18 protein-coding genes and 1 pseudogene are annotated in these 24,389 nt (G+C 68.8%); 12 read left to right on the top strand and 7 right to left on the bottom strand.

Going from position 1 to position 24,389, the window contains the following annotated elements; genetic code table 11:
- Nucleotides 1-41: 41 nt before the first annotated feature.
- Complete coding sequence (locus ACPUER_RS16920; RefSeq protein WP_425131637.1) at nucleotides 42-2,243, top strand: TonB-dependent receptor; 2,202 nt, start codon at nucleotides 42-44, stop codon at nucleotides 2,241-2,243.
- A 17-nt stretch (nucleotides 2,244-2,260) separates the two neighbouring features.
- Here ACPUER_RS16920 and ACPUER_RS16915 read toward each other — a convergent pair whose 3' ends face one another.
- A complete protein-coding gene (locus ACPUER_RS16915) occupies nucleotides 2,261-3,529 on the bottom strand; it encodes an MFS transporter (protein ID WP_425131636.1) in 1,269 nt (422 codons plus the stop codon).
- Between the two features lie 106 nt (nucleotides 3,530-3,635).
- Here ACPUER_RS16915 and ACPUER_RS16910 point away from each other — a divergent pair, with 106 nt between their 5' ends.
- The 3 genes and pseudogenes from ACPUER_RS16910 to ACPUER_RS16900 all read left to right on the top strand — a co-directional run bounded on the left by ACPUER_RS16910 (nucleotide 3,636) and on the right by ACPUER_RS16900 (nucleotide 5,418).
- Nucleotides 3,636-4,712, top strand: coding sequence for a LysR substrate-binding domain-containing protein (locus tag ACPUER_RS16910; RefSeq protein WP_425131635.1), 1,077 nt, complete (start codon nucleotides 3,636-3,638; stop codon nucleotides 4,710-4,712).
- A 115-nt stretch (nucleotides 4,713-4,827) separates the two neighbouring features.
- Nucleotides 4,828-5,037 carry a hypothetical protein gene (locus ACPUER_RS16905; RefSeq protein ID WP_425131634.1) on the top strand — a complete coding sequence of 70 codons (210 nt, stop codon included), beginning with the start codon at nucleotides 4,828-4,830 and terminating at the stop codon, nucleotides 5,035-5,037.
- Nucleotides 5,037-5,418: pseudogene (locus tag ACPUER_RS16900) on the top strand (type II toxin-antitoxin system VapC family toxin). The gene ACPUER_RS16905 and the pseudogene ACPUER_RS16900 overlap by 1 nt, the downstream one beginning before the upstream one ends.
- Before the next feature lie 56 nt (nucleotides 5,419-5,474).
- On the opposite strand, the gene dapA reads toward ACPUER_RS16900, so the two are convergent.
- Nucleotides 5,475-6,368, bottom strand: a complete 894-nt coding sequence (gene dapA, locus ACPUER_RS16895; protein ID WP_425131633.1) for a 4-hydroxy-tetrahydrodipicolinate synthase — start codon at nucleotides 6,366-6,368, stop codon at nucleotides 5,475-5,477.
- Between the two features lie 452 nt (nucleotides 6,369-6,820).
- On the opposite strand from dapA, the gene ACPUER_RS16890 reads away from it, so the two are divergent.
- On the top strand, nucleotides 6,821-7,840 hold the full coding sequence (locus ACPUER_RS16890; protein ID WP_310135433.1) for a sulfate ABC transporter substrate-binding protein: 1,020 nt from the start codon (nucleotides 6,821-6,823) through the stop codon (nucleotides 7,838-7,840).
- A gap of 193 nt (nucleotides 7,841-8,033) precedes the next feature.
- Nucleotides 8,034-8,996, top strand: a complete 963-nt coding sequence (locus tag ACPUER_RS16885) for an ion channel (protein ID WP_425131632.1) — start codon at nucleotides 8,034-8,036, stop codon at nucleotides 8,994-8,996.
- 37 nt (nucleotides 8,997-9,033) lie between these two features.
- Here the strand turns inward: ACPUER_RS16885 and ACPUER_RS16880 are convergent, their stop codons facing one another.
- Nucleotides 9,034-9,648 (bottom strand): glutathione S-transferase family protein, encoded by a 615-nt coding sequence (locus tag ACPUER_RS16880; RefSeq protein ID WP_425131631.1) that lies wholly within the window; start codon nucleotides 9,646-9,648, stop codon nucleotides 9,034-9,036.
- A 401-nt stretch (nucleotides 9,649-10,049) separates the two neighbouring features.
- On the opposite strand from ACPUER_RS16880, the gene ACPUER_RS16875 reads away from it, so the two are divergent.
- A complete protein-coding gene (locus tag ACPUER_RS16875; RefSeq protein WP_425131630.1) occupies nucleotides 10,050-10,607 on the top strand; it encodes a sugar O-acetyltransferase in 558 nt (185 codons plus the stop codon).
- Nucleotides 10,608-12,439: 1,832 nt separating this feature from the next.
- Nucleotides 12,440-16,012: an indolepyruvate ferredoxin oxidoreductase family protein gene (locus ACPUER_RS16870; RefSeq protein ID WP_425131629.1), complete on the top strand. Its 3,573-nt coding sequence runs from the start codon at nucleotides 12,440-12,442 to the stop codon at nucleotides 16,010-16,012.
- A gap of 85 nt (nucleotides 16,013-16,097) precedes the next feature.
- On the opposite strand, the gene ACPUER_RS16865 is transcribed toward ACPUER_RS16870, so the two are convergent.
- Complete coding sequence (locus tag ACPUER_RS16865) at nucleotides 16,098-17,765, bottom strand: Na+/H+ antiporter (RefSeq protein ID WP_175963777.1); 1,668 nt, start codon at nucleotides 17,763-17,765, stop codon at nucleotides 16,098-16,100.
- A gap of 296 nt (nucleotides 17,766-18,061) precedes the next feature.
- Between ACPUER_RS16865 and ACPUER_RS16860 the strand changes: the two genes are divergently transcribed.
- From ACPUER_RS16860 to ACPUER_RS16845, 4 genes are all read left to right on the top strand, one after another.
- Nucleotides 18,062-19,348: a sensor domain-containing phosphodiesterase gene (locus tag ACPUER_RS16860; protein WP_175963778.1), complete on the top strand. Its 1,287-nt coding sequence runs from the start codon at nucleotides 18,062-18,064 to the stop codon at nucleotides 19,346-19,348.
- A 167-nt stretch (nucleotides 19,349-19,515) separates the two neighbouring features.
- The gene (locus tag ACPUER_RS16855; protein WP_425131628.1) at nucleotides 19,516-19,902 is read left to right on the top strand and encodes a hypothetical protein; all 387 of its coding nucleotides are present in this window, start codon (nucleotides 19,516-19,518) and stop codon (nucleotides 19,900-19,902) included.
- A complete protein-coding gene (locus tag ACPUER_RS16850; RefSeq protein WP_175963780.1) occupies nucleotides 19,899-20,303 on the top strand; it encodes a hypothetical protein in 405 nt (134 codons plus the stop codon). Before ACPUER_RS16855 ends, ACPUER_RS16850 begins: the two co-directional genes overlap by 4 nt.
- A gap of 83 nt (nucleotides 20,304-20,386) precedes the next feature.
- Nucleotides 20,387-21,112 (top strand): copper homeostasis protein CutC, encoded by a 726-nt coding sequence (locus ACPUER_RS16845; RefSeq protein ID WP_175963781.1) that lies wholly within the window; start codon nucleotides 20,387-20,389, stop codon nucleotides 21,110-21,112.
- Nucleotides 21,113-21,322: 210 nt separating this feature from the next.
- Here the strand turns inward: ACPUER_RS16845 and bioB are convergent, their stop codons facing one another.
- The 3 genes from bioB to bioF are packed head-to-tail and all read right to left on the bottom strand — an operon-like array spanning nucleotide 21,323 to nucleotide 24,284.
- Nucleotides 21,323-22,342 (bottom strand): biotin synthase BioB, encoded by a 1,020-nt coding sequence (bioB, locus tag ACPUER_RS16840; RefSeq protein WP_425131627.1) that lies wholly within the window; start codon nucleotides 22,340-22,342, stop codon nucleotides 21,323-21,325.
- A gap of 41 nt (nucleotides 22,343-22,383) precedes the next feature.
- Nucleotides 22,384-23,103: a dethiobiotin synthase gene (bioD, locus tag ACPUER_RS16835; RefSeq protein ID WP_310135420.1), complete on the bottom strand. Its 720-nt coding sequence runs from the start codon at nucleotides 23,101-23,103 to the stop codon at nucleotides 22,384-22,386.
- The gene (gene bioF, locus ACPUER_RS16830) at nucleotides 23,100-24,284 is read right to left on the bottom strand and encodes an 8-amino-7-oxononanoate synthase (RefSeq protein ID WP_425131626.1); all 1,185 of its coding nucleotides are present in this window, start codon (nucleotides 24,282-24,284) and stop codon (nucleotides 23,100-23,102) included. The genes bioD and bioF overlap by 4 nt, the downstream gene beginning before the upstream one ends.
- Nucleotides 24,285-24,389 lie beyond the last annotated feature (105 nt).

Raw genomic sequence — 24,389 nt, 5'->3', positions numbered from 1 at the left:
TATTGAATGAGAATCATTCTCATCAATGAGGTGGAGTGAACATGAGTCGTTGCATTGTGTCGAGCGCGACGCCGCCGCGTCGCGCGACTGCTTCCGTTGCGTTCGCGATGATGGCCTGTGCGGCCGCACCGGCGTGCGCGGAAGAGGTGGACTCGCGGCAGGCGCCGCACCTGAGCCCGATCTTCGTGCAGGGCGACCGCGACACCGGTTCGCGCGTCGACCGCTCCGGCTCCGCGAAATACGCGACGCCGCTGCTCGACGTGCCGCAGACGATCACCGTCGTGCCGCGCGCGGTGCTCGACGAGCAGCAGGCGCTGAGCCTGCGCGAAGCGCTTTCGAACGTCGCGGGCATCACGTTCAACGCGGGCGAGGGTGGTGGCGGATCGGGCGACATGTTCAACATCCGCGGCTTCGGCGCGAACGCGAACCTGCAGCTCGACGGCCTGCGCGACAGCGCGCAGAACAATCGCAGCGACCTGTTCAACGTCGAGGCGGTCGAGGTGATCAAGGGGCCGAACTCGGTGTTCGGCGGCGCGGGCACCACGGGCGGTTCGGTGAATCTGGTCAGCAAGGCGCCGAAGGCCGGTGCATTCACGGAAGCCGGTGCGATGCTCGGCACGTCCGACTACCGGCGCGTGACGCTCGATGCGAACCGGCCGCTGCCGGGTACCGACGGCAGGGCCGCGTTCCGCCTGAACGCGATGGCGCACGTCAACGACGTGCCGGGCCGCGACGACATCCGCAAGCGGCGCTGGGGCGTCGCGCCATCGCTCGCGTTCGGCCTCGGCACGCCGACGCGCGTCACGCTCGGCTATTTCCACCAGGACGACAACAACCTGCCCGACTACGGATTGCCAGCGCACGGCGGGCAGGTGCTGGGCGGCGTGTCGCGCGACAGCTATTTCGGCTGGCGCAACCTCGACCGCGAACGCATCACGTCCGACGCGTTCACCGTGAAGGCCGAGCACGACGTGTCGTCGAACCTGAAGCTGCAGAACCTGAGCCGCTATGCGCACCTGCATCGCGATACGGTGATCTCCGCGTCGCACGTGAACCTGCAGGGGTTGCCGCCCGGGCGCTACAAACCGGCCGGGCCGCAGGGTTACGGCCGCGATGCGTCGACGGCGATGTGGGCGAACCAGACGAACGTCACGAGCACGTTCGGCACGTTCGGGCTCGGGCACACGCTCGTTGCCGGCTTCGAGATCTCGCGGGAAACGTACGACCGCACGACCTATTCGTACGGGCTCAACCGGTTCTACCCGGCCGGCGGTTTTCCGCTCGCCGCGCCGCCCGGCGACTGGCGCGGCCCCGCGCAGCGCCAGGACAGCGCGCACAACGACACGGCGCTGGTCGTGAAGGCGCTCTACGCGTTCGACACGATCGCGCTCGGCCGGTACTGGGACGTCGACGTCGGGCTGCGGCACGACTGGATCGACGGCCGCTCGGAAGGCACGCCGGCCGGCAAGCCGACCGAGCGCGCGGACAGCGCCGACCGTCACCTGAGCACGCGCGCCGGGCTCGTGTTCAAGCCGACCGACAACGGCCGTGCGTATTTCGCGTACGGCACGTCGTTCAATCCGTCCGCCGAGTTTCTCGTCACGACGGGCTCGGGCGTGAGCGCGGCGACGGGCGCGCTCGCGCCCGAGAAGAACGAGAGCTTCGAACTCGGCGCGAAATGGGAGGGACTTGCCGGCGTCGCGCTGAACGGCGCGCTGTTCCAGACCGAAAAGAAGAACGCGCGCGAACGGATGGCCGACGGCAGCTACGCGCTCGTTGGCCGGCAGCGCGTGCGCGGCATCGAGCTCGGTGCCGCCGGCAAGGTGACGCCGCGTTGGGACGTGTTCGCGAACTACACGTATTTGGCGAGCGTCACGCTGAGTTCGCCGTCTTCGCCGCGCCGCGACGGGCAGGCGCTCGGCAACACGCCGCGGCACGCGTTCAATCTGTGGACGACCTATCGGCTGCCGGCCGGCTGGACGGTGGGCTATGGTTCGCATTTCGTCGGCCGGCGCAACGTGACGTCGCAAGGCGACGGCAAGCTTGGCGCGTACTGGGTGCACAACCTGATGGCCGGCTACGACGTGAGCCGCCGGCTGCGTTTCCAGCTGAACGTTGACAACCTGTTCGACCGCGCATATGTCGAGCGCGTGCGGCAGGTGTCGGGAAGCGAATCGCGATCGTCCGCGGTCGAGTTCGGCGACGGTCGCTCGGCGATGCTGTCGGCCGTGTACAAGTTCTGACGGTTTGCGCGTGCCCGCTACCGCGAGAACAGCGGATAGGTCGCGCCGGCGACCAGCGCGGCCGCGAGCCAGACCATGCTCCACGAACTGACGGCGAGCAACGGCGGAATCGCGAGCGGCGTCGCGAACAGCCCGAGGTAGACGATCGTGTTCGCCATCCCGAGCGCGGTGCCCGCGTGGTTCGCGCCCGCGAGCGTCGCGAGCTCCGTATACGCGACGCCGTGCCATGCCGATACGCAGACGCCCGCGAACACGAGAATCGCGACGATCGCTGCGAGCGGCACGTGCGGGCTGCCGGCCGTCGCGGCTGCAAGCAGCGCGAACGACCCGGCGGCGACGAGCACCGAACCGCGCAGGTACGCGCGGCGGTTGCCGTGCCGGTCGGTATGACGGCCGCTCCAGACGCGCATCACCATCGCGCCGAGCTGCAGCGCGACCATCGCCGCGCTGATGCCGGCGAGGCCGAGCCGGCCGAAGTCGTGCAGGAACACCGTCGCGAACGTGAGCACCGCGAACTGCGGCGTGCACAGCAGGCCCATGCCGAGCACGATGCGCCACACGCGGCCGCTCGCGAGCGGGCCGCGCGCATGCCGGGCGGGCTGCTGCTGTTCGACGGGACGGTGCACGGTGCCGTGCACGGCGGCCGGCGCGGCGGGCGGTTCGTGCAGCCAGCGCCAGGTCAGCGCGGCCGATCCCGCGCACAACAGCATCAACGCACCGAACACCGCGGCGAAACCCAGGTGCGACGCGAGCGACGGCAGCAGTGCCGCGCCGATGCCGCCGCCGAGTGGTACGGCCGTCTGGCGGATGCTCATCGCGAGGCCGCGTTCGCGCTCGCCGAACCAGCGCATCACCGCGCGCCCGCTCGACCCGTTCACGCTGCCGCCAAGCAGCCCGACGCAGCTCATCATCGCGACGACGCGCATCAGCGGCGGCACCGCGTGCGCGGTCGGGACGATCGTGCACACCATCAGCGCGAGCATCGCGGCCGTCGCGACGAGCCCGGTCAGCAGCACGCGGCGATCGCCGAAGCGGTCGGCGGCGATCCCCCAAGGCAGCTCGGACAGCGCGACGCCGAAGCCGAGCGCGCCGAGCACGAGGCCGAGCGCGCCGTTGTCGAGGTGATAGGCCGTGCGCATCCACACGGCGGTGGTCGGAATGCCGGCCGCGGCGGCCGAAAAGCTCATGTTCGCTGCGACGCCGGCCGCCAGCACGCGCCAGCGATGGGCGGGGCCGCGCGCGTCGCGGGCGGGCGAGGAGGGGGAAGCGATGCAGGTGGTATCCATGGTGGCAGGCCCAATTGGAAATTGACATCGACAGTCTGGCGGCCTACATTCATCCTGAAAATCGGAAAGTTTTTGATGAATCGTTCGATAAAACAGGATGATTGACGTGCCCGGACAAGACCTTCCCCGTGGCGGCGGCGAGCCGCCCGCAATGGCCGATGCCGCGCAGGCCCGGCCCAATTTCGACGTGGCGGCGTTGCGCAGCCTCGTCGCGGGCGTGGATCTCGGCAGTTTCGCGAAGGCGGCCGACCGCGTCGCGCGCTCGTCGTCGGCGGTGAGTGCGCAGATCCGCAAGCTCGAGGAGCAGGCCGGCACGCCGCTGTTCGTGAAAGCCGGGCGCGGGCTGGCGCTGACCGACGCCGGCGACGCGATGCTGCGCTATGCGCGGCGGATGATCGAGCTGAACGACGAGGCGGTCGCGGCCGTGCGCGGCGTGAACCTCGACGGCTGGGTGCGCGTCGGGCTGCAGGAGGATTTCGGCGAGGCGATCCTGCCCGACGTGCTCGGGCGGTTTGCGCGCGCGCATCCGAAGGTGAGGATCGAGGCGCGCGTGGCGCGCAATGCCGATCTGCTCGACCGGCTCGATGCGAACCAGCTCGATCTCGCGCTCGTATGGGGCGATCCGGCGTCGGCGGCGCTCGTGTCGCGGGCAGGGATCGACAGCGAAGCGATCGCGCAGGTGCCGATGCAATGGATCGGCGCGGTGGGCGCGGGCGGTTTCGGGATGCCGGACGGCGGCGGGGAGGGGGCGGAAGACGGTGCGGCACCGGTTGCGCGCGGCGAAACGGCCGGCGAAGCGGGCGGCCGTGCCGTGCGCGCGCCTGGCGAGCCGCTGCCGCTCGTCGTGTTCGACCGGCCGTGCCGGTTCTTCGGCGCGGCGACCGATGCGCTCGACCGCGCGGGCGTGCCGTGGCGCGTTGCATTCACGACGCCGAGCCTCGCCGGGCTATGGGCGGCGGCGGCGGCCGGCCTCGGGCTGACGGTGCGCTCGCACTACGGGCTGCCCGCGTCGGTGCGCGTGCTCGACGCGGCGTCGTCCGGGCTGCCGGAACTGCCGAGCCTGCCGCTGATCCTGCTGCGGCGCACGTCGTCGGCGACGCCGACCGTCGACCGGCTCGCGCGGATCGTGACGCAGGCGGTGCGGGATGCGACGGAGGGGGCGGTGGCGGCGCTGGCGGCCTGACGAGACGTTCGATTGTCGCGGCGGGCTGCGACTCGGCAGCCCCTCGGCCGATCGGCCGAATGGATCGATCGGTCGAACGTGACTACAGTGATGGTCACCTGTAACGGAGGTCATCATGCAAAACGCGAACATTCCCGACGCCGGCGCTATCGATTCATCGCAACGGACTGATGCTCCGATCCGCGGCGACGGGGCGTCAGCCGATCGATTCGCGCCTGCCAGGCAACCCATTCGGTTCGGCGTCCTGCAAGGCCAGGCCTGGATCGCGGACGACTTCGACGCTCCGCTGCCCGATTACCTGCTGGATGCTTTCGAAGGGCGCTGATGCGGCTGTTGCTCGATACGCACATCTTTTTGTGGATCGTGACCAATGACCCCAAGCTCAGCGCACGGGCGCGCAGACTGATCTCGGCCGCCGACGAACGTTTCGTCAGCAGCGCGAGTATCTGGGAGGCCGCCATCAAGGCTGGCTTGGGGAAGCTCGATATTGAGGTGGGCAAGCTGGTCCGCTCGATCGGCGCCACGCGGGATTCGCGAGCTACCGGTTTGGGCCGTGCATGGGGCCGCAGTCCGTGATTTGCCTCACCACCATCGCGATCCGTTCGATCGCCTGCTGGTCGCGCAGGCACGGCACGAACCGCTTCAGCTCGTGACTGCCGACGCCCTTCTTGCACGGTATGGCCTGTCTCTGGTTCTGACAGTTTGAAATAATCCGTTGGGTTGAAATTCATCTGTCGCCAGCGCCTCACGCGGCGTAGAGGCCTATGCTGCCGCGACGTCCGGCTCGATTTCTTCGAGTGCCGCGCAGATGGCTGCCAGCCGCTCCCGCAACCCGTCGCTCGCCGGCACGAACGGCAGCCGCAACCCGTCCTCGCACCATCCTTGCGCGGCCAGCACGGCCTTCACCGGCGCCGGGTTCGGCTCCGCGAACAGCGCCGCGACGAGCGGCTGCAGCGCGACCGACAGGCGCCGCGCATCGGCGAGCCGCCCGTCGCGCAGCAGCGCATGGATGCGCACATGCCATTCGGGCAGCACGTGCGCGCTGCTGGCAATCGCGCCGTGCGCACCGGCGCACAGTGCCGCGAAGTTCTGGTTGTCGTCGCCGGACAGGATCGCAAGCGGCGTGTCGTGCACGAGCCGGCTCATCCGGTCGAGCGTGCCGCCGCATTCCTTGATGCCCGCGACGCGCGGGTCGCGCGCGAGCGCCTGCAGCGTTTCCAGTTCGACGTTCACGCCGGTGCGGTACGGGATGTTGTAGACGAGCACGGCCAGGTCGGCCGCGTCGACGATCGCCTCGACATGGCGGCGGATGCCGTCCTGCGTCGGCCGCACGTAGACGGGCGGCGTGACGAGCAGCCCGTCGGGCCGCAGCGCGGCGAGTTCGCGCGCGCGAGCCGCCGCGACATGCGTCGCGCTCGCGGTCAGCCCGACGACGATCGGCAGGCCAGGCGCCGCGTCGCGCAGCGTCGCGAACACGGCGTCCTGTTCGCGCGCGTCGAGCAGCACGCCTTCACCGGTCGTCGCGCCCGCGACGAAACCCGCGATGCCCGCGGCCGCATAGTGGCGCGCGAGCCGCGCGAGCGGCGCATGATCGACTTCGCCGTGGTGGAACGGCGTGACGATCGGCAGCCAGATACCTTCGAAACGTGTGTGCATGCAAAGCCTCATGGTGGAAACGGAGTGGGAAGGAACCGTTCCGCCGGCGGAGTGCCGGAACGAGGCATGCGGGCAAGGAGAAAGAAACGACCTGCGGGCATCCCGTCCGGCATTCGCCTGACGGGACGCGACGTCCCCGTCAGTCGAGGAGTCGTTTTTTCAGTTTCAGCCCGGCCGCGCGCGCACCTGCCGCGACGGCGGCGAGGATCGGGAGCGAGCGCAGGGCAGCGGACATGGATGAACCGTGAAGTGGGCTGAACGGCGATCTTAACACCGGATCTGGCGCGCGCGCGAGCGTCCGCCGCCGTTTAGCAGGATTCGAGATTTGCTTTCCACGACTGATTGGAAAGCGCGCCGCGGCCGGCCGCTAGAATGCCCGCTTACGTTTCGATGACAGCGCGTACGCGTGCCGTCACGCACATTCACCACCACTGGAAACGGGGCATATCACGATGGCAAGCATCAAGGGAATCGGCCGCTGGCTGCACACGGGCGCGGCGGCGGCGCTGGTCGTGGCGGCGACGGTTGCGCACGCGGACACGTCGATCCTGAACGTGTCGTACGACGTGACGCGCGAGCTGTACAAGGACATCAATGCGAGCTTTGCCGCCGCGTACAAGCAGAAGACCGGCGAGACGGTCGCGCTCAAGCAGTCGCACGGCGCGTCGAGCGCGCAGGCGCTGTCGGTACTGCAGGGGCTGCAGGCCGACGTCGTGACGATGAACCAGCCGAACGACATCGACCTGCTCGCCGAGCGCGGCCAGCTGCTGCCGAAGGACTGGCGCGCGCGCTTCCCGGACAACAGCTCGCCGTACTCGACGACGATGGTGTTCCTCGTGCGCAAGGGCAACCCGAAGGCGATCAAGGACTGGAGCGATCTCGCGAAGCCGGGCGTCCAGGTGATCATCGCGAACCCGAAGACGTCGGGCAACGGCCGCTACGCGTATCTCGCCGCGTGGGGCTTCCAGAAGCAGAAGGGCGCGACCGACCAGCAGGCGCTCGACTTCGAGAAGGCGATCTTCCGCAACGTGCCGGTGCTCGACTCGGGCGGCCGAGGCGCCACGACGACGTTCACGCAGCGCGGCATCGGCGACGTGCTGGTCACGTTCGAGAACGAAGTCGCGCTGATGGATACCGGCGCGTCGGGCGCGCAGTTCGACGCCGTGTATCCGTCGGCGAGCATCCTCGCGGAGCCGCCCGTCGCCGTCGTCGACAAGGTCGTCGACAAGAAGGGCACGCGCAAGGTCGCGCAGGCGTATCTCGACTACCTGTACACGCCGCAAGCGCAGGAGATCATCGCGCAGCATCATCTGCGCCCGCGCGACGCGAACGTGCTGAAGAAGCATGCGGCCGAGTTCAAGTCGCTGAAGACGTTCAGCGTCGAGCAGGTCTTCGGTAGCTGGGCGAACGCGCAGAAGACCCATTTCGCCGACGGCGGCACGTTCGACCAGGTGATCGTCGACCGGAAGTGATAACGGCGCGCACCGCGCGCTTGTCCGCACGATGACGATGCAGCCGGCCGCTTTCATGCGGCCGGTTTTTTTTCGACGCTGCGCGTCCGCACGCGTCCGGCGGCGCGGCAAATTTCCATTCCGAATCGGCACGCATTCCCGGCCGCCGCCGCGCGTGCTACGCTCATCGCCTTTCTGCAACCGGCACCGCGCGATGAACGTCGATTCGTCCTCCCCCGCCTCCCGCGGCCGTGGCCGCAAGATCTGGTCGGGCACCCGCCCGGTGATCGCGTACGGGATGCCGCCGCTCGGCTGGCGCGACTTCTATCACCGAGCGCTGACGGTGAGCTGGCCCGTGTTCTTCCTGTCGCTCGCGGTGCTGTTCCTGCTGCTCAACGGCGGTTTCGCGATGCTCTACATGCTCGGCCACGCGCCGATCGCGAACCAGTCGCCGGCCGGGTTCGGCGGCGCGTTCTTCTTCAGCGTCGAGACGCTCGCGACCGTCGGCTACGGCGACATGCATCCGCAGACCCTCTATGCGCACCTGGTCGCGACGTTCGAGATCTTCGTCGGGATGTCGAGCATCGCGCTGGCCACGGGGCTCGTGTTCGCGCGGTTTTCCAGGCCGCAGGCGAAGATCCTGTTCGCGCGCTATGCGATCGTGCGGCCGCTGAACGGCCGAATGACGCTGATGGTGCGCGCCGCGAATGCGCGCCAGAACGTGATTGCCGAGGCGCAGGCGAAATTGCGGCTGATGCGTGTCGAAGGCACGCACGAGGGCTACTCGCTGCGCAAGATCCACGACCTGCCGCTCGTGCGCAGCGAGCATCCGATCTTCCTGCTCGGCTGGAACCTGATGCATGTGATCGACGAATCGAGCGCGCTGTTCGGCGAGACGCCCGAATCGCTCGCCGCGCGCGACGCGTCGCTGCTGATCACGATCGAGGGCTCGGACGAGACGACCGCGCAGGTCATGCAGGCGCGTCACTCGTGGGCGCATGGGGAGATCCGCTGGCGTCACCGCTATGTCGACCTGATGCACGACGAAGACGGCATCACGCACATCGACTACACGCATTTTCACGACATAGTGCCGGTCGACGCCGACACCGACGAGCGCGGTTCGCCGGGCGTGGTGGTCGACGCGGGCGCGGCGGCGCAGGGGCCGGCTGCGTAGGTGTGCTCGCGGGGCGGCTGGCGCCGCCCCGCATGCGTCACGCGTGCAGCAGACGCGCCGCTTCGCGTTGTTCGATCGCGACCGCGCGGCGGAACGCGTCGCGGTCCTCGGCTCGCGCGACGTAGTCGCCGAGCACGCCTTCGTGCGGCAGCAGATGCGCGTCGAACGCGATCTTCAGCGTGCTGGCGAGCAGCAGGTCGGCTGCGGTGAAGCGGTCGCCGACGAGCCAGGGGCTGTGGGCGAGCGTCTGCGCGAGCGCGCGCTGCACGCGCGTGATGTTGCCCCAGCCGAACGCGACCGGATTGCCCGATGCGCCCGTGAACTTCTCGGCCATCGCCGGTTCGAGGCAGGTCGGGGTGAAGAACATCCATTGGAGGAAGCGGCCGCGCAACGGATGGTCGGGTGCAACGCCGAGCCCGGCGCCGGGGCAACGGTCGGCGAGATAGAGCAGCACGGCGCCCGATTCGGCGAACGGCACGCTGCCGTCGTCGAGTGCGGGCAGCTTGGCCATCGGGTTGACCTGCACGAACGCGTCGCTGCCCTGTTCGTGCGAGCGCAGGTCGATCGGCACGAGTTCGTACACCACGCCGATTTCCTCGAGCATCCACAACGCCCGGAATGCCCGGGTCTTCGGCCAGTAGTAGAGCTTCATCGCGCCTCCGCGTTTGGGTGCAGGCAGGGTCCGGTGGATGCTCAAGCGTACCCGAGCGCAGGAGGTTCGGACAGGGGCGCCCGGCCAGGGGCGGCCTGCTGCGCGCGTCTCGTCCGGTGTGTTGTGTCGGACATGAATCGGGTGGAGGGCCGGGCGAAGCCCGCTGTTACAAGGATTCTTCGAATAACTAGTTATATTGAAACTAGTTATGAATAACGTCGAAAAATCCCGGTGTAAGCCTGCGTCACTACAATGCACCGCCTCTCCCGCTGCACTCGTGCACATGGCAGTGCAGGCATTCATCCGCGATCGCGACGCTTCGCGCAGCGCGGGAATCTTCAACCCGGCACCGCTGCCGCGCACCCACCGCCGGTTCGACCGCGCATGGAGACAAGCAACGAATGGCAAACGACGATCGCACCACGATCATTCCGCGAAGAACGCCGGAATCGGCGGCCATGGTGGCCGAGGTCAAGCGAGCGATGGCGATTACCGCGCGGCTCAACTGCCTGACGTTCGACGATGCGGCAGAAGTTCGCGCGTTGTTCAGCGAACTGATCGGCACGCAGGTGGACGACGGCTTCGTGCTGATCCCGCCGTTCCATGCGACGGGCGGCGCCGGCATGAAGATCGGGCGCAACGTGTTCGTCAACCAGAACTGCACGTTCTACGACCTGGGCGGGCTCGAGATTGGCGACGACGTGATGATCGGGCCGAACGTCAGCCTCATCACGTCCAGCCATCCGGTCGAACCTTCCCGGCGGCGCGACTTCGTCGTCGCGAAGCCGATCGCGATCGAACGGAACGTGTGGGTCGGCGCGGGTGCGACGATCATCGGCGGCGTGACGGTGGGCGAGCATTCGGTCGTCGCGGCCGGGGCCGTCGTTACCAGGGACGTTCCGCCGAATACGCTGGTCGGCGGCAATCCGGCAACGGTCATCCGTTCGATTGCCGAGTGAGGTTGCCCGGAGTGCGTGTCGGCTTGAGTCGGCGCAATGGGCCGGATGTGGACAACCCACCCTCAAGGCGACTCGAAACGCTGTGCATTTGAATGGTGAGGTGCCGCCAAGGCTGTCTGGACAAGGCTTTCCGGCTATGCCCGATTGCCGCGCGTCGATGCGCGGACCGCTTCCGCCGATGTGCCGATGCACGTTCCTTCGCGCGATCCGTTGTGGATATCAGCGCACCGAAACGACTCGCAGCCCTGTGCATTTTACCGGTGAGGGTGACCGGATGCCACGTAATGCATGAAGAGGGTTGTGGATAACCAATCCACGGAACGACGCGAAATGCTGTGAAATTCAGCGGTGAGTGTCGGCGCCGGATCGCGCGACGCGCCTGCTCCGGCGCGGCTTCCCGATCTCCGGCGTGGTTCTGGGCGCCGCGCATTCTAGCCGAACGCGCGCATGCGTGACCGAACGTCGAGTGCGTGGCGACGTGGATATCCGGCTCGGGAAGCCAATCGAAGGGCTGTGCATTTTAACGGTGAGCGCGGGTAAGTGGTCCGCAGCGAGCGGATTTCATTGCGCGTATCAACCTTCTCAAGCGACTCGAAGCGCTGTGTAATTCAATGGTGAGCGTGAGTGCGCTATCGGCGGACAGCCGGTCAAGACGCGGCCGTTCTGCCGACAACGTCGTCTGAAGCGCCGTGCATTTCGGGCTCGGGAGCGTGCCTGCTATCGAGGGCAACGCGGATTCTCGTGTGGATATCCGGCCAGCCAAACGACTCGCGGCACTGTGTATTTCGAAGGTGAGTGTCGACGCCCGATTGGACAGCGTGCCGATGCCGGCGTGGACCTCCGGTCGTCGTGGCCCTCGGAAACGCACTTCGCCGGCCGACTCACGGATTCTCGTCCATGTGGATATCCGCCTCTCAAAGTCACTCGAAGCGCTGTGGTTTCCAACGGTGAGGGTGCGCGCGAGACCGGACGACAGGGTCGGTTCGAGCGTGGATAACTGCCACCGCAGCCACTCGAAGCGCTGTGGTTTTCAACGGTGAGGATGCGCGCGAGACCGGACGACAGGGTTGGTTCGGGCGGTGGATAACCACCACCGCAGCCACTCGAAGCGCTGTGTATTTCAACGGTGAGAGCGCCTCTGCGATTGCGCAGCGTACGTGTTCCGATGTGAATATCCGGCCAACAAACCCACTCACGATCCTGTGTATTCGATCGGTGAGAGTGAACCTCGGATCGACGAAACGAGCCGATCCCGATGTGGATATCCACCGCCGAAATCCACTCGCCGCGCTGTGAATTTCAACGGTGAGCATCGGCGCCCGAGCGAACCGGATACCGATTTCGGATGTGGACATCCCTCCCCCAACGCCACTCGAAACGCTGTGCGTTCGAACGGTGAGCGCGCGAGCCCGATCGGCTGAAGGGCGCAGCATTGTGGACATCCCGCGCCCCCGGCCAATCGGAATGCTGTGCATTTCAATGGTGAGGCTGACCGCCTCCGACAGCTGAAACCCTTATCACACGAGGCGTGAGCGCCCGCCGCCGCGCCGGCCGGTTGCGTTCGGGCCCGCACCGGTTGTTCCACCAAACCACCCGGCCGTCCCGACACCCCGCCCATCCCGCTCCGCCGCCGCGCGCGAAAACTCTCTCAAATCCCGATAAAAAGCTGTGCAGTTTTTCTCGCTGCGGGCCCGCCCGAGCAAGAAGAGAAAAAACATTCTCGTCTGCGCGCGAAAAAATAGAGCCATTCGCTGCCGCCGATCACGCGTCGTCCGACGCCCCGCCGCGCAGCCCAGAACAGCACAGCACAGCACAATCAGGAGACTTCCCCCATGACCGCCCGCTTGCCCATCGACGGCCCGCCCGCCCTGTCCGACTACCGCCTGACCGACAACCTGACCGCGACGCGCGGCCGGATCTTCCTGACCGGCACGCAGGCGCTGGTCCGCCTGCTGCTGATGCAGCGCACGGTCGACACCGAACAGGGGCTCAACACGGCCGGCTTCGTCAGCGGCTATCGCGGCTCGCCGCTCGGCATGGTCGATCAGCAGTTGTGGAAAGCGCAGAAACTGCTCGACGCCGGCGGCGTGCGCTTCCTGCCCGCGATCAACGAGGAACTCGGCGGCACGGCCGTGCTCGGCACGCAGCGCGTCGAAGCCGACCCGGAGCGCACCGTCGAGGGCGTGTATGCGATGTGGTACGGCAAGGGCCCGGGCGTCGATCGCGCCGGCGACGCGCTGAAGCACGGCAATGCGTACGGTTCGTCGCCGCACGGCGGCGTGCTCGTCGTCGCGGGCGACGACCACGGCTGCGTATCGTCGTCGATGCCGCACCAGAGCGACTTCGCGATGATCGCGTGGCACATGCCGGTCGTGAACCCGGCGAACATCGCCGACATGCTCGAATTCGGCCTGTACGGCTGGGCACTGTCGCGCTATTCGGGCGCCTGGGTCGGCTTCAAGGCGATTTCGGAAACGGTCGAGTCGGGCTCGACCGTCGACCTCGACGGGCTGCAGACGCAGTGGCCGGCGCCGGCGGGCTTCACGCCGCCGGCGGGCGGCCTGCACAACCGCTGGCCCGACCTGCCGAGCCTCACGATCGAGGCGCGCCTCGCCGCGAAGCTCGACGCGGTGCGCCATTTCGCGCGCACCAACAGCATCGACAAGTGGATCGCGCCGAGCGCGCAGGCGAACGTCGGCATCGTCACGTGCGGCAAGGCGCACCTCGACCTGATGGAAGCGCTGCGCCGTCTCGACCTGACGGTGGCCGACCTCGACGCGGCCGGCGTGCGGATCTACAAGGTCGGCCTGTCGTATCCGCTCGAGATGACGCGCATCGAGACCTTCGTCGACGGGCTCGCCGAAGTGCTCGTGATCGAGGAGAAAGGCCCGGTCATCGAGCAGCAGATCAAGGATTACCTGTACAACCGCACGGAAGGCGCGCGTCCGCGCGTACTCGGCAAGCACGATGCTGCCGGCGCCTGCCTGCTGTCCGAGCTCGGCGAGCTGCGCCCGTCGCGCATCCTGCCGGTGTTCGCCGAATGGCTCGCGCGGCACAAGCCGGCGCTCGACCGCCGCGAACGCGTCGTCGATCTCGTCGCGCCGCAGATCCTGTCGAACGAGGCCGACGCGGTGAAGCGCACGCCGTACTTCTGCTCGGGCTGCCCGCACAACACGTCGACGAAGGTGCCGGAAGGCTCGATCGCGCAGGCCGGCATCGGCTGCCACTTCATGGCGTCGTGGATGGAGCGCGACACGACGGGGCTGATCCAGATGGGCGGCGAGGGCGTCGACTGGGCCGCGCACGCGATGTTCACCAACACGAAGCACGTGTTCCAGAACCTCGGCGACGGCACCTACTTCCACTCGGGCATCCTCGCGATCCGCCAGGCGGTCGCCGCGAAAACGAACATCACGTACAAGATCCTCTACAACGACGCGGTCGCGATGACGGGCGGCCAGCCGGTCGACGGCAGCATCTCGGTGCCGCAGATCGCGCGGCAGGTCGAGGCGGAAGGCGTGTCGCGCTTCGTCGTCGTGTCGGACGAACCGGAGAAGTACGACGGCCATCACGGGTTGTTCCCGAAGGGCACGACGTTCCACCACCGCAGCGAACTCGACACGGTGCAGCGCGAGTTGCGCGAGACGCCGGGCGTCACCGTGCTGATCTACGACCAGACCTGCGCGGCCGAGAAGCGCCGCCGCCGCAAGAAGGGCGAATTCCCCGACCCGGACAAGCGCCTGTTCATCAACGAAGCGGTGTGCGAAGGCTGCGGCGACTGCGGCGTGCAGTCGAACTGCCTGTCGGTCGAGCCGCTCGAGACGCCGCTCGGCCGCAAGCGCCGCATCGACCAGTCGTCGTGCAACAAGGACTATTCGTGCGTGAACGGCTTCTGCCCGAGCTTCGTGACGGTCGAAGGCGCGGCGCTGAAGAAGGCCGCGGGTGCCGCGTTCGACGAAGCGGCGCTCGCCGTGCGCGTCGACGCGCTGCCGGTGCCCGCGACGCACCTCGACGCGGCGCCGTTCGACATGCTCGTGACGGGCGTCGGCGGCACGGGCGTCGTGACGGTCGGCGCGCTGATCAGCATGGCCGCTCACCTCGAAGGCAAGAGTGCATCGGTGCTCGACTTCATGGGCTTCGCGCAGAAGGGCGGCTCGGTGCTGTCGTTCGTGCGGATCGCCGCGAGCGACCGATGGCTGAACCAGGTGCGCATCGACACGCAGCAGGCCGACGTGCTGCTCGCGTGCGACATGGTCGTCGGCGCGAGCGCCGAAGCGCTGCAGACGGTGCGTCACGAGCGTTCGCGGATCGTCGTCAACACGCACCGGATCCCGAACGCGTCGTTCGTGCAGAACCCCGACGCGAACCTGCATGCGGACGCGCTGCTCGAAAAGATGCGTCACGCGGCCGGCGACGGCTACCTGTCGAGCTGCGACGCGCAGGCGCTCGCCGCGAAATTCCTCGGAGACTCGATCGGCGCGAACATCCTGATGCTCGGCTACGCGTGGCAGCTCGGCCTCGTGCCGGTGTCGCTCGCGGCGATGATGCGCGCGATCGAGCTGAACAACGTCGCGGTGCCGATGAACAAGCTCGCGTTCTCGATCGGGCGGATGGCGGCCGGCGATGCGGCGGGGCTCGATGCGTTGTGGAACGCGCGTCACGCGGTGGCCGCGCACGCCGCGCCGGAAACGCTTGCCGAACTGATCGCCGATCGCGAAGCGCGTCTCGATGCGTACGGCGGCGCGCGCTACGTCGAGCGCTACCGGGCGCTCGTGAACGCGGCGGCCGCGAAGGGCGACGACGCGCTGACGCGCGCGGTCGCGACGACGTTCTACCGGCTGCTCGCGGTGAAGGACGAATACGAGGTCGCGCGGCTCTACGCGGACGAGGCATTCCGCACCGCGCTCGAAGCGCAGTTCGAAGGCGTGCCGGGTCAGGCCTATCGCGTGAAGTTCAACCTTGCGCCGCCGACGGTCTCGAAGGCCGGCAGCGACGGCAGCGTGCCGAAGAAACGCGTGTTCGGCCAGTGGATGTGGCCGGTGTTCGGCATGCTGGCGCGCGTGCGCAGCCTGCGCGGCACGTGGCTCGATCCGTTCGGCCGCACCGTCGAGCGCAGGATGGAGCGCGCGCTGGCCGACGACTACGAGACGACGCTCGCCCGAGCGCTCGCCGCGACGACGGCCGGCAATGCGGCGCAGGTCGTGCAGCTGGCCGACCTGCACGCACGCGTGCGCGGCTTCGGTCACGTGAAGGTGCGCAACCTGGCGGGCGTGAAGCGCGCGGAGCGCGAACTCGCGCTGCAGCTCGGCATCGACGCGGCGACGAGCGCGGCCGTGCAGCACGCGCTCGACGAAATGAAGGGCGCGGGGATGCTGAAGGGGATTCCGGTCGTCGTCGCGAAGTAACGCGAACGCGGGCGGATGCGAAAACGGCGACGCTTCGGCGTCGCCGTTTTTTAGGGGCGGTTGCTTCCGGGCATCGAACGGCCCGTCAGAGAATGCCTTTCTTGCGCGTCGACAGCGCGGTTTCCGACAGGTCGATCTCGCGGATCAGCTTCGTCAGCGTCTCGTCGGAAATCCTGCTCTCGCTGCGCAGCCGGTACAGCACCGAGCGTTCCGCGCGCACGGCCGCGATCCGCATCTGCAGCTCCATCGTCTCGGACTGCTTGGCTTCCGCGCGCGGCGTGGGGCCGTCCTCGGCGAGCGCGGTGAGCCGGCGGCGATACTGGTCCATCACGCGCGCCGAGATGTCCGCGCAGCGCGCGGCGCCCGATTCGTCGAGATCGGCCGAGATCGCGTCGTGCGACGAGTCGATCGCGCGGATCGCGGCCTGCGCGGCGGCGGCACGCGCGGAGCGCTCCTCGTCGGCGAGCGGGTTGCGCGACGAGCGCACGCCGCGCAGCAGCAGCGGCAGGCCGATCACCGCGACGACGAGCGAGCCGAGGATCACGGCCGACGCGACGAAGATCGCGGTGTCGCGCCCCGGCAGCGGCGCGCCGTCGGCGAGTGCGACCGGGATCGACAGCACGCCGGCGAGCGTGACCGCGCCGCGCACGCCGCCGACCGTCATCACCGCGATCGTGCGCACGCCGGCCATCGTGCCCGCGAGGCCCTGGCGCGCCGCGCGGCGGCTCGCGAACCAGCGCAGCAGCCAGACCCACAGGAAGCGGATCGCATACAGCGCGATCATCATCGCGCACACGTTGAAGATCATCCGGCCGACCAGCGCGTCGCTCGTATGGTGCGCGTCGACGAGCGCGCGGCCGATGATGTGCGGCAACTGCAGCCCGAGCATGATGAACACCATGCCGTTGAACACGAACTCGATCATCGCCCACGTGCTTTCGGCGCGCACGCGCGATGCGACGGTGCTTTTGCGCGAGAAGCTCGTGTAATTCATCATCATCCCGGCCGACACGGCCGCGAGCACGCCCGACAGGTCGAGATGCTCGGCGAACAGGTAGGCCGCGAACGGCACGAGCAGCGTCATCACGATGCCGGGCGCCGGGTCGCCTTCCTGCTCGGCGTTCAGGAAGCGCGTCGACAGCGCGCTGAACACCCACGACACGATCGCGCCCGTCGCGAGGCCGCCGGCGGCGACGATCACGAACGTGACCGACGCGGCGCGCAGCGAGAACACGCCGGTCAGCGCGGCCGCGATCGCGAACTTCAGCGCGACGAGGCCCGACGCGTCGTTCATCAGCGCCTCGCCTTCGAGGATGTGCATCAGTTGCGGCGGGATCCTGCCACGGCCGGCGATGCCCGACAGCGCGACCGCGTCGGTCGGCGACAGCACGGCCGCGAGCGCGAACGCGATCGGCAGCGGCAACTCGGGAATCAGCCAATGCGCGAAGTAGCCCACTGCGAGTACCGTCATGAACACGAGCCCGAATGCGAGCATCAGGATCGCGCGGCGCTGCAGGTAAAGCTCGCGTTTCGGAATCCGCCAGCCGTCCGCGAACAGCAGCGGCGGAATGAACAGCAGCATGAAGATTTCGGGATCGAACGTGACGTGCAGGTTGAACTTCGGCCACGCGAGGATCGCGCCGAATGCGATCTGCATCAGCGGCAGCGGCAGTTGCAATGGCAGGTTGCGCGTGACGGCGCCGGACAGTGCGACGGTCAGCAGCAGGATCAGGACTGTGAAGACGATTTCCATCGATACGGCGAATGCGGGGAATGAAACGATCGTACGGAGTGTAGCGTGCCGCAGTGACGGCTGCGCTCAAGCGGCCGGTGCGTGCGCACGAAAATGGTGCGTCGGACGCGCGCCACGCTGGTGCGGCAGCCCCGCGCACCCGCGCGGCGCATGGGTTGTTCGCTCCTTGCACGGAGCTTGCTTGATGCTGGTCAGCCGTCCGGCACCGACCGGACAACCGAGGGTCCAACCAAGACATTGCACGCGCCGTCCGTTTCGTCGGTCGGCGCGTTCGAGTGCTTCACCAGGAGGAAGGTATGACGATCGTGCAACAGGAGCGTCCGGCCGCCGCGTCGCCGTACCGGTTCGAGCGGGAGATGAGCTCCGGCCTCGAACGTCTGGCGACGCAGCATCGCGACCTGACGCTCACGACCGTGTTCCAGCCGATATTCAGCCTGTCGCACCAGCGTGCGATCGGCTACGAGGCGCTGTTGCGCGCGCACGATGCGCTCGACCGCCCCGTGTCGCCGCTCGACGTGTTCGGCGAAGCCGCGCGCCAGGGCGAACTGCTGCAGCTCGACCGGCTCGCGCAGGCGCTGCATCTCGAGAACTTCGCGCTGTTCGGCGCCGAGCGCGAGTGGCTGTTTCTCAACGTCCATCCGGGCGTGCTCACCGACCCGTTCCAGGCGGCCGCGCTGCTGGCGAACCTGAAGCGGCTCGGCATGCCGCCGCGCCGCGTCGTGCTCGAAGTGCTCGAACAGCGCGCGGACGACGTCGAGCGGCTCGCCGAGGCCGTGCGCGAATTCCGCACGCACGGCTTCCTGATCGCGCTCGACGATTTCGGCGCCGGCCACTCGAACCTCGAGCGGATCTGGCAACTGAACCCGGACATCGTGAAGCTCGACCGCATCATGCTGTCGCACGCGGCGCACCGCACGGGGCTCACCGCGATCCTGCACGGGCTGGTGACGCTGCTGCACGAGGCCGGCAAGCTCGTGCTCGTCGAGGGGATCGAGACCGAGCACGAGGCGCAGATCGCGCTGTCGTGCGAGGCCGATTTCGTGCAGGGCTACTACTTCGGCCGCCCCGCGCCGGGGCTGCCCGACAGCGCGGCCGCGACGAGCTGCATCGGCGAGTTGACCGAGCGCTTTCGTCAGCAAACCGAAGCGCGCGAGCGGCGCGACGCGCAGCGAATCGCGCCGTACCTGCGCGCGTTCGAGCGTGCGGCCGAGCGCCTCGCGGCCGGCGAACCGCTCGACGAGGTGTGCTGGAACTTCCTCGCGCTCGACGCGGCCGCGCGCTGCTTCCTGCTCGACGCGCACGGCCGGCAGTCGGGCCGCAACGTCGTGCTGCGCGCCGATCGCGCGCTGAGCGAGGCGCGCTTCTCGCCGCTGGCGGACGCGCAGGGCGCGAACTGGCTGCGCCGGCCGTATTTCCGCTCGGCGATCGCCGAGCCGGGGCGCGTGCAGGTCACGCGGCCGTACCTGTCGATCAACGAGGCGCAGCCGTGCGTGACGCTGTCGGTGGCCGTGCGCGTCGGCGATGCGCAGCGCGTGCTGTGCGGCGATATCGACTGGGTCGACGGCGAGGCGGACGCCGGCTAGCATCGCGTGCGCACCGCATGCGGCGATCCGGACGATCGGCACGCATCGGCCCGGGCCGGCCGTTGCGTTCCCCGCGTGCTTCCCCGAAAATGGCGCGATCGCGGCCGTCGTGACCGCGATCGCGCCGCCCCGGGGGCCACCATGGCGGCGAATAAAAGGACAACACAATGAAAAGACCGATTTCGCTGACCATCCTCGCGTGGATCATCATCGTGACCAACGCGATCACGTGCGTCTATACGCCGTTCTCGATCGGCATGCCGACCACCCAGGCGCTGCTGTCGCACTACCTGCTGCCCGTCTGGGCGACGCTCGGCATCAGCGTGATCATCGAAGCCGCGAACGTCGTGATCGGCATCGCGATCCTCAAGGGCCGCGAGTGGTCGCGCAAGGCGTACGTCGCGACATCCGTGCTCGGCTTCGCGTTCTCGTTCGTCAACATGCCGCCGTCGATGTTCGCGGTGCTGATTCCCGGCTTCCTGCTGTTCGCGCTGTTCGTCTACCTGCTGTTCCGGCGCCCCGCGACCGCGTATTTCCGCCAGGCACTCGCGTGAGCTTCGTGCGCAACGCGCTGGCGGTCGTGCTGTTCACGATCGCGGGCATGTGCGTGATCGCCGCGCAGATGGTCGCGTTCATGAAGATCGGGCATACGGCGGCGATGCTCGTTTTCGTCGCCGTGCTGTTCGCGTTTTCGGCCGCGCTCCTCGCCGCGGGCGCGTTCGCCGGCGCGTTCCGGCCGCGTGCGCGGGGCGCGGGCATCGCGCTGCTCGTCGCGACTGCGGCCACCGCGTTCGGGATGATGGGCTGGGCGTCACTGCTGCTGTCGCCCGGGATCGTCGACGTGATGCAGCAGCAGGGCGTGGACGTGAACGCGCGGATGTTCCGGTTCGCGCCCGGTGCCGTGGCGACGGCGTTGTCCGCGCTGGCCGGCGTCTGGCTCGTGCGGCGCGGCTGATACGCGCGGCGGCCGGCACGCTGGCGCCCGTCGCGCCGCTCGGCTAGGATGCGCGAATTGTCCTGACGAATCGCGAGCTGCCGATGAACCGAAACGCCGCTTCCTCCGTCCTCCTCGAAGTGATCGCCACGACCGTCGGCGATGCGAAGGCCGCCGCCCGCGCGGGCGCCGACCGCCTCGAACTCGTGACCGCAATCACCGAAGGCGGGCTGACGCCGAGCGTCGGCCTGATCGAGGCCGTCGTGGCCGCCGTGCCGATTCCCGTCAACGTGATCGTGCGTCCGCACAGCCGGTCGTTCGTCTACGACGCCGACGACCTGCGCGTGATCGAACGCGACGTGCGCGCGGCCGTCGCGGCCGGCGCGAACGGCGTCGTGTTCGGCGCGCTCGATGCGCGCGGCGACGTCGATCTCGGCGCGCTGACCCGCATCGCGGCGGCCGCGGATGGCCGCGCGCTGACGTTCCACCGCGCATTCGACGTGTCGCGCGACCTGAACGCCGCGTTCGACGCGCTGCTGCGCGTGCCGGCCGTCACGTCGGTGCTGACGTCGGGCGGCCATCCGTCGGTGCTCGACGCGGCCGCGACGATCACGCGGATGGTGCGGCAGGCCGAAGGGGCGACGTGCACGGTGCTGGCCGGCTCGGGGCTCACCGTCGATGCGGTCGGCGATTTCGTCCGGGCCACCGGCGTGCGCGCGGTGCATTTCGGCTCGGGCGTGCGGCCGCGCGGCGAGGTGCTGGCGCCCGTCGACGCACAGCTCGTCGAGCGGGTGCGCGCGGCGCTCGACGGCGCGGCGTCGCACGTATGACACGCGTGTAGCGCGCGTGTAGCGCGCGTGTAACGTGCACGGCGGCCGCCGCGCATACGCGGCGCGGCCGTCGAAGGCGGCACGCTGGCGCGTCGGGGAGACCGCGATCCGCGAGGCGCAGGGCCACGCGGCGCAGACGATCGGGCGAAGAAAAGCCGGGGCACGCCCCGGCTTTTTTCGCTCGCAGGCGCGGCCCGCCGGCCGTTTCGCTTACGCGTTGCCCGACAGCGCGTCGGCCTGGCTCGCGCGGATGCCGAGGCGCTCGAACAGTGCGCGGTCGCGCTGCGTCTGCGGGTTGCTGGTCGTCAGCAACTGGTCGCCGTAGAACATCGAGTTCGCGCCGGCGAGGAAGCACATCGCCTGCATCGCGTCATCGAGCTGCTCGCGGCCGGCCGACAGGCGCACGACGGCCTTCGGCATCGTGATGCGCGCGACCGCGATCGTGCGCACGAACTCGAACGGGTCGAGCGGCGCGGTGCCTTCGAGCGGCGTGCCTTCGATCGCGACGAGGTTGTTGATCGGCACCGATTCCGGATACGGGTTCAGGTTCGCGAGCTGCGAGATCAGGCCCGCGCGCTCGCGGCGCGATTCGCCCATCCCGATGATGCCGCCGCAGCACACGTTGATGCCCGCGTCGCGCACGCGGTCGAGCGTGTCGAGGCGGTCCTGGTACGTGCGCGTCGAGATCACCTGGCCGTAGAACTCCGGCGACGTGTCGAGGTTGTGGTTGTAGTAGTCGAGGCCCGCGTCGGCGAGCTGCTGCGCCTGTTCGTCCTCGAGCATGCCGAGCGTCATGCAGGTTTCGAGGCCGAGCTCCTTCACGCCGCGCACCATCTCGGTCAGCGCCGGCATGTGGCGCTCCTTCGGGTTGCGCCACGCGGCGCCCATGCAGAAGCGGCTCGCGCCGTTCGCCTTTGCCGCGCGCGCGGCGTCGAGCACCGTGTCGACGTCCATCAGCTTCTCGGCCTTCAGGCCCGTGTCGTGATGCGACGACTGCGAGCAGTAGCCGCAATCTTCCTCGCAGCCGCCCGTCTTGATCGACAGCAGCGTCGACAACTGCACCGCGTTCGCGTCGAAGTGCTCGCGATGCACCTGCTGCGCGCGGAAGATCAGGTCGTTGAACGGCAGCGCGAACAGCGCGACGACGTCGGCGACGCGCCAGCGCTGCGGGGCCGGTGCAGCCACGGGAATCGCGTCGGGTTGCACGGCGGCGGTCTGGGCTTGGGTCATTTCGTTTTCCTGTCCTGGGCGGGATTGGGGGATCGGTTGGGTCAATGCTGCGCGGCGCGCAGCGACTCGACGAGCGCGGCGATGTCGAGCATCGCCGCGGCGGATTCGGGAGCGGCCGGCGCCATGTGCGGGATGCGGCCGATGAGCGGTGCGCGGTGCTCGCGCGCGAGCCAGTCGCGGATCGTTGCGACGTTTTCGTCCGGATACGACATCGTGGGGTCGACGTGGTTCGCGACCCAGCCCGCGAGCGTGAGGCCGCGTTGGCGAATCGCGTCGGCGGTCAGCAGCGCGTGGCTGATGCAGCCGAGCCGTACGCCGACCACCAGCACGACCGGCACGCCGAGCGCGACCGCGAGGTCGGCCATGTCCTGCGTGTCGTTCAGCGGCACGCGAAACCCGCCGGCGCCTTCGACGACGACGATATCCGCGCGCGTCAGCGCTTCACGATGGCACGCGACGATCGTGTCGATGTCGAGCGTCACGCCTTCCTGCGCGGCGACGATGTGCGGCGCGGCAGGCGCCTTCAGCAGGAACGGTGTGCGCAGTTCGGGCGGCAGCACGACGTTCGCGGCCGCGTCGAGCTGGTCGGCGTCCTCGTTGTGCCAGACGCCGTCCCGTTCGTACGCGCCGGCCGCGACCGGCTTCAGCGCGGCCGCGCGCAATCCGTGCCGCGCGAAGCCGTGCAGCATCGCGGCCGACACGAAGGTCTTGCCGATTTCGGTGTCGGTGCCGGTGACGAAAAGGGAGAGCGGGGCCGTCATGCTGCTGCCTCGCTGGCCTCGATCAACGCGGTTTCGAGCCGCGCGAGATCGTCGAACGAATGCGCGGCCGACAGCGACACGCGCAGCCGCGACGTGCCGGCGGGCACCGTCGGCGGCCGGATCGCCGGCACCCACAGGCCGTGCGCGTCGAGCGCGCGCATCGCCGCAAGCGTCGCGTCGTTGCTGCCGATCACGAGCGGCTGCACGGCCGTGTGCGAATCGACCGGCTGCCAGCGCGTGTTGCGCAGCAGCGCGCGCGTGCGCTCGATCAGCGCGGCGAGGTGCGCGCGGCGTGCGTCGCCTTCGTCGCCCGCGATCACCTTCAGGCTGGCCGATACCGCATGCGCGACGGCCGGCGGCGCGGCCGTCGTGAAGATGTAGCTGCGCGCGCGCTGGATCAGCCATTCGATCACGGTCTCGTGCGCGATGACGAACGCGCCCGCGACGCCGGCCGCCTTGCCGAGCGTGCCGACGTAGACGAGGTTCGGCGAACGCAGCGCAGCGGCCGCGAGCGCGCCGCGGCCCTGTGGGCCGAGCACGCCGAAGCCGTGCGCGTCGTCGACGACGAGCCATGCGCGGTGGCGTTCGGCCAGCGCGACGAGTTCGGCGAGCGGCGCGACGTCGCCGTCCATGCTGAACACGGTGTCGCTGACGATCAGTTTCGTTTCGGCATCCGATGCTTCGAGCAGCGCGGCGAGCGCGGCGGTGTCCGCATGCGGGTAGACCTGCACGTTCGCGCGCGACAGCCGCATGCCGTCGATCAGCGATGCATGGTTCAGCGCGTCGGAGAAGATCGTCGCGCCTTTGCCGGTGAGCGCCGTCATCGCGGCGAGGTTCGCCATGTAGCCGGTGCTGAAGTACAGCGCGCGCGGCGCGTCGCAGAAGCCGCCCGCGAAGCCCGCGAGCTCGTCCTCGAGCTTTGCATGCGCGCGCGAATGGCCGCCGAGCAGATGCGAGCCGCCGCTGCCGGAACCGTAGCGCTGCGCGCCTTCGGCGAACGCGGCGACGAGCACCGGGTGCGCGGCGAGGCCGAGGTAGTCGTTGCTCGCGAAACCGACGATCTCGCGGCCGTCGACGGTCATGCGCGCGTCGCACGCGGTGTCGGCGATGCGGCGCACGCGGCGCAGCCCTTGCGCGTCGAGATCGGCGAGGCCGCGCTGCAGCGTGTCGAGCAGGGGCATCGTCGCTGCCTCCCGCCGGGCCGCCCCAAGGGGCGTAGCGGGGAATTCGCGGAGCATCGCTCCGCGCCCGTGCAGCCGGTCGGCTTTGCAAAGCCGACCGTGGAC

Origin of the sequence: Burkholderia sp. DN3021 (assembly GCF_049805555.1) — a bacterium.
Taxonomy (GTDB): Bacteria; Pseudomonadota; Gammaproteobacteria; order Burkholderiales; family Burkholderiaceae; genus Burkholderia; species Burkholderia pyrrocinia_C.
This window is presented reverse-complemented; position numbering and strand designations above follow the sequence as displayed.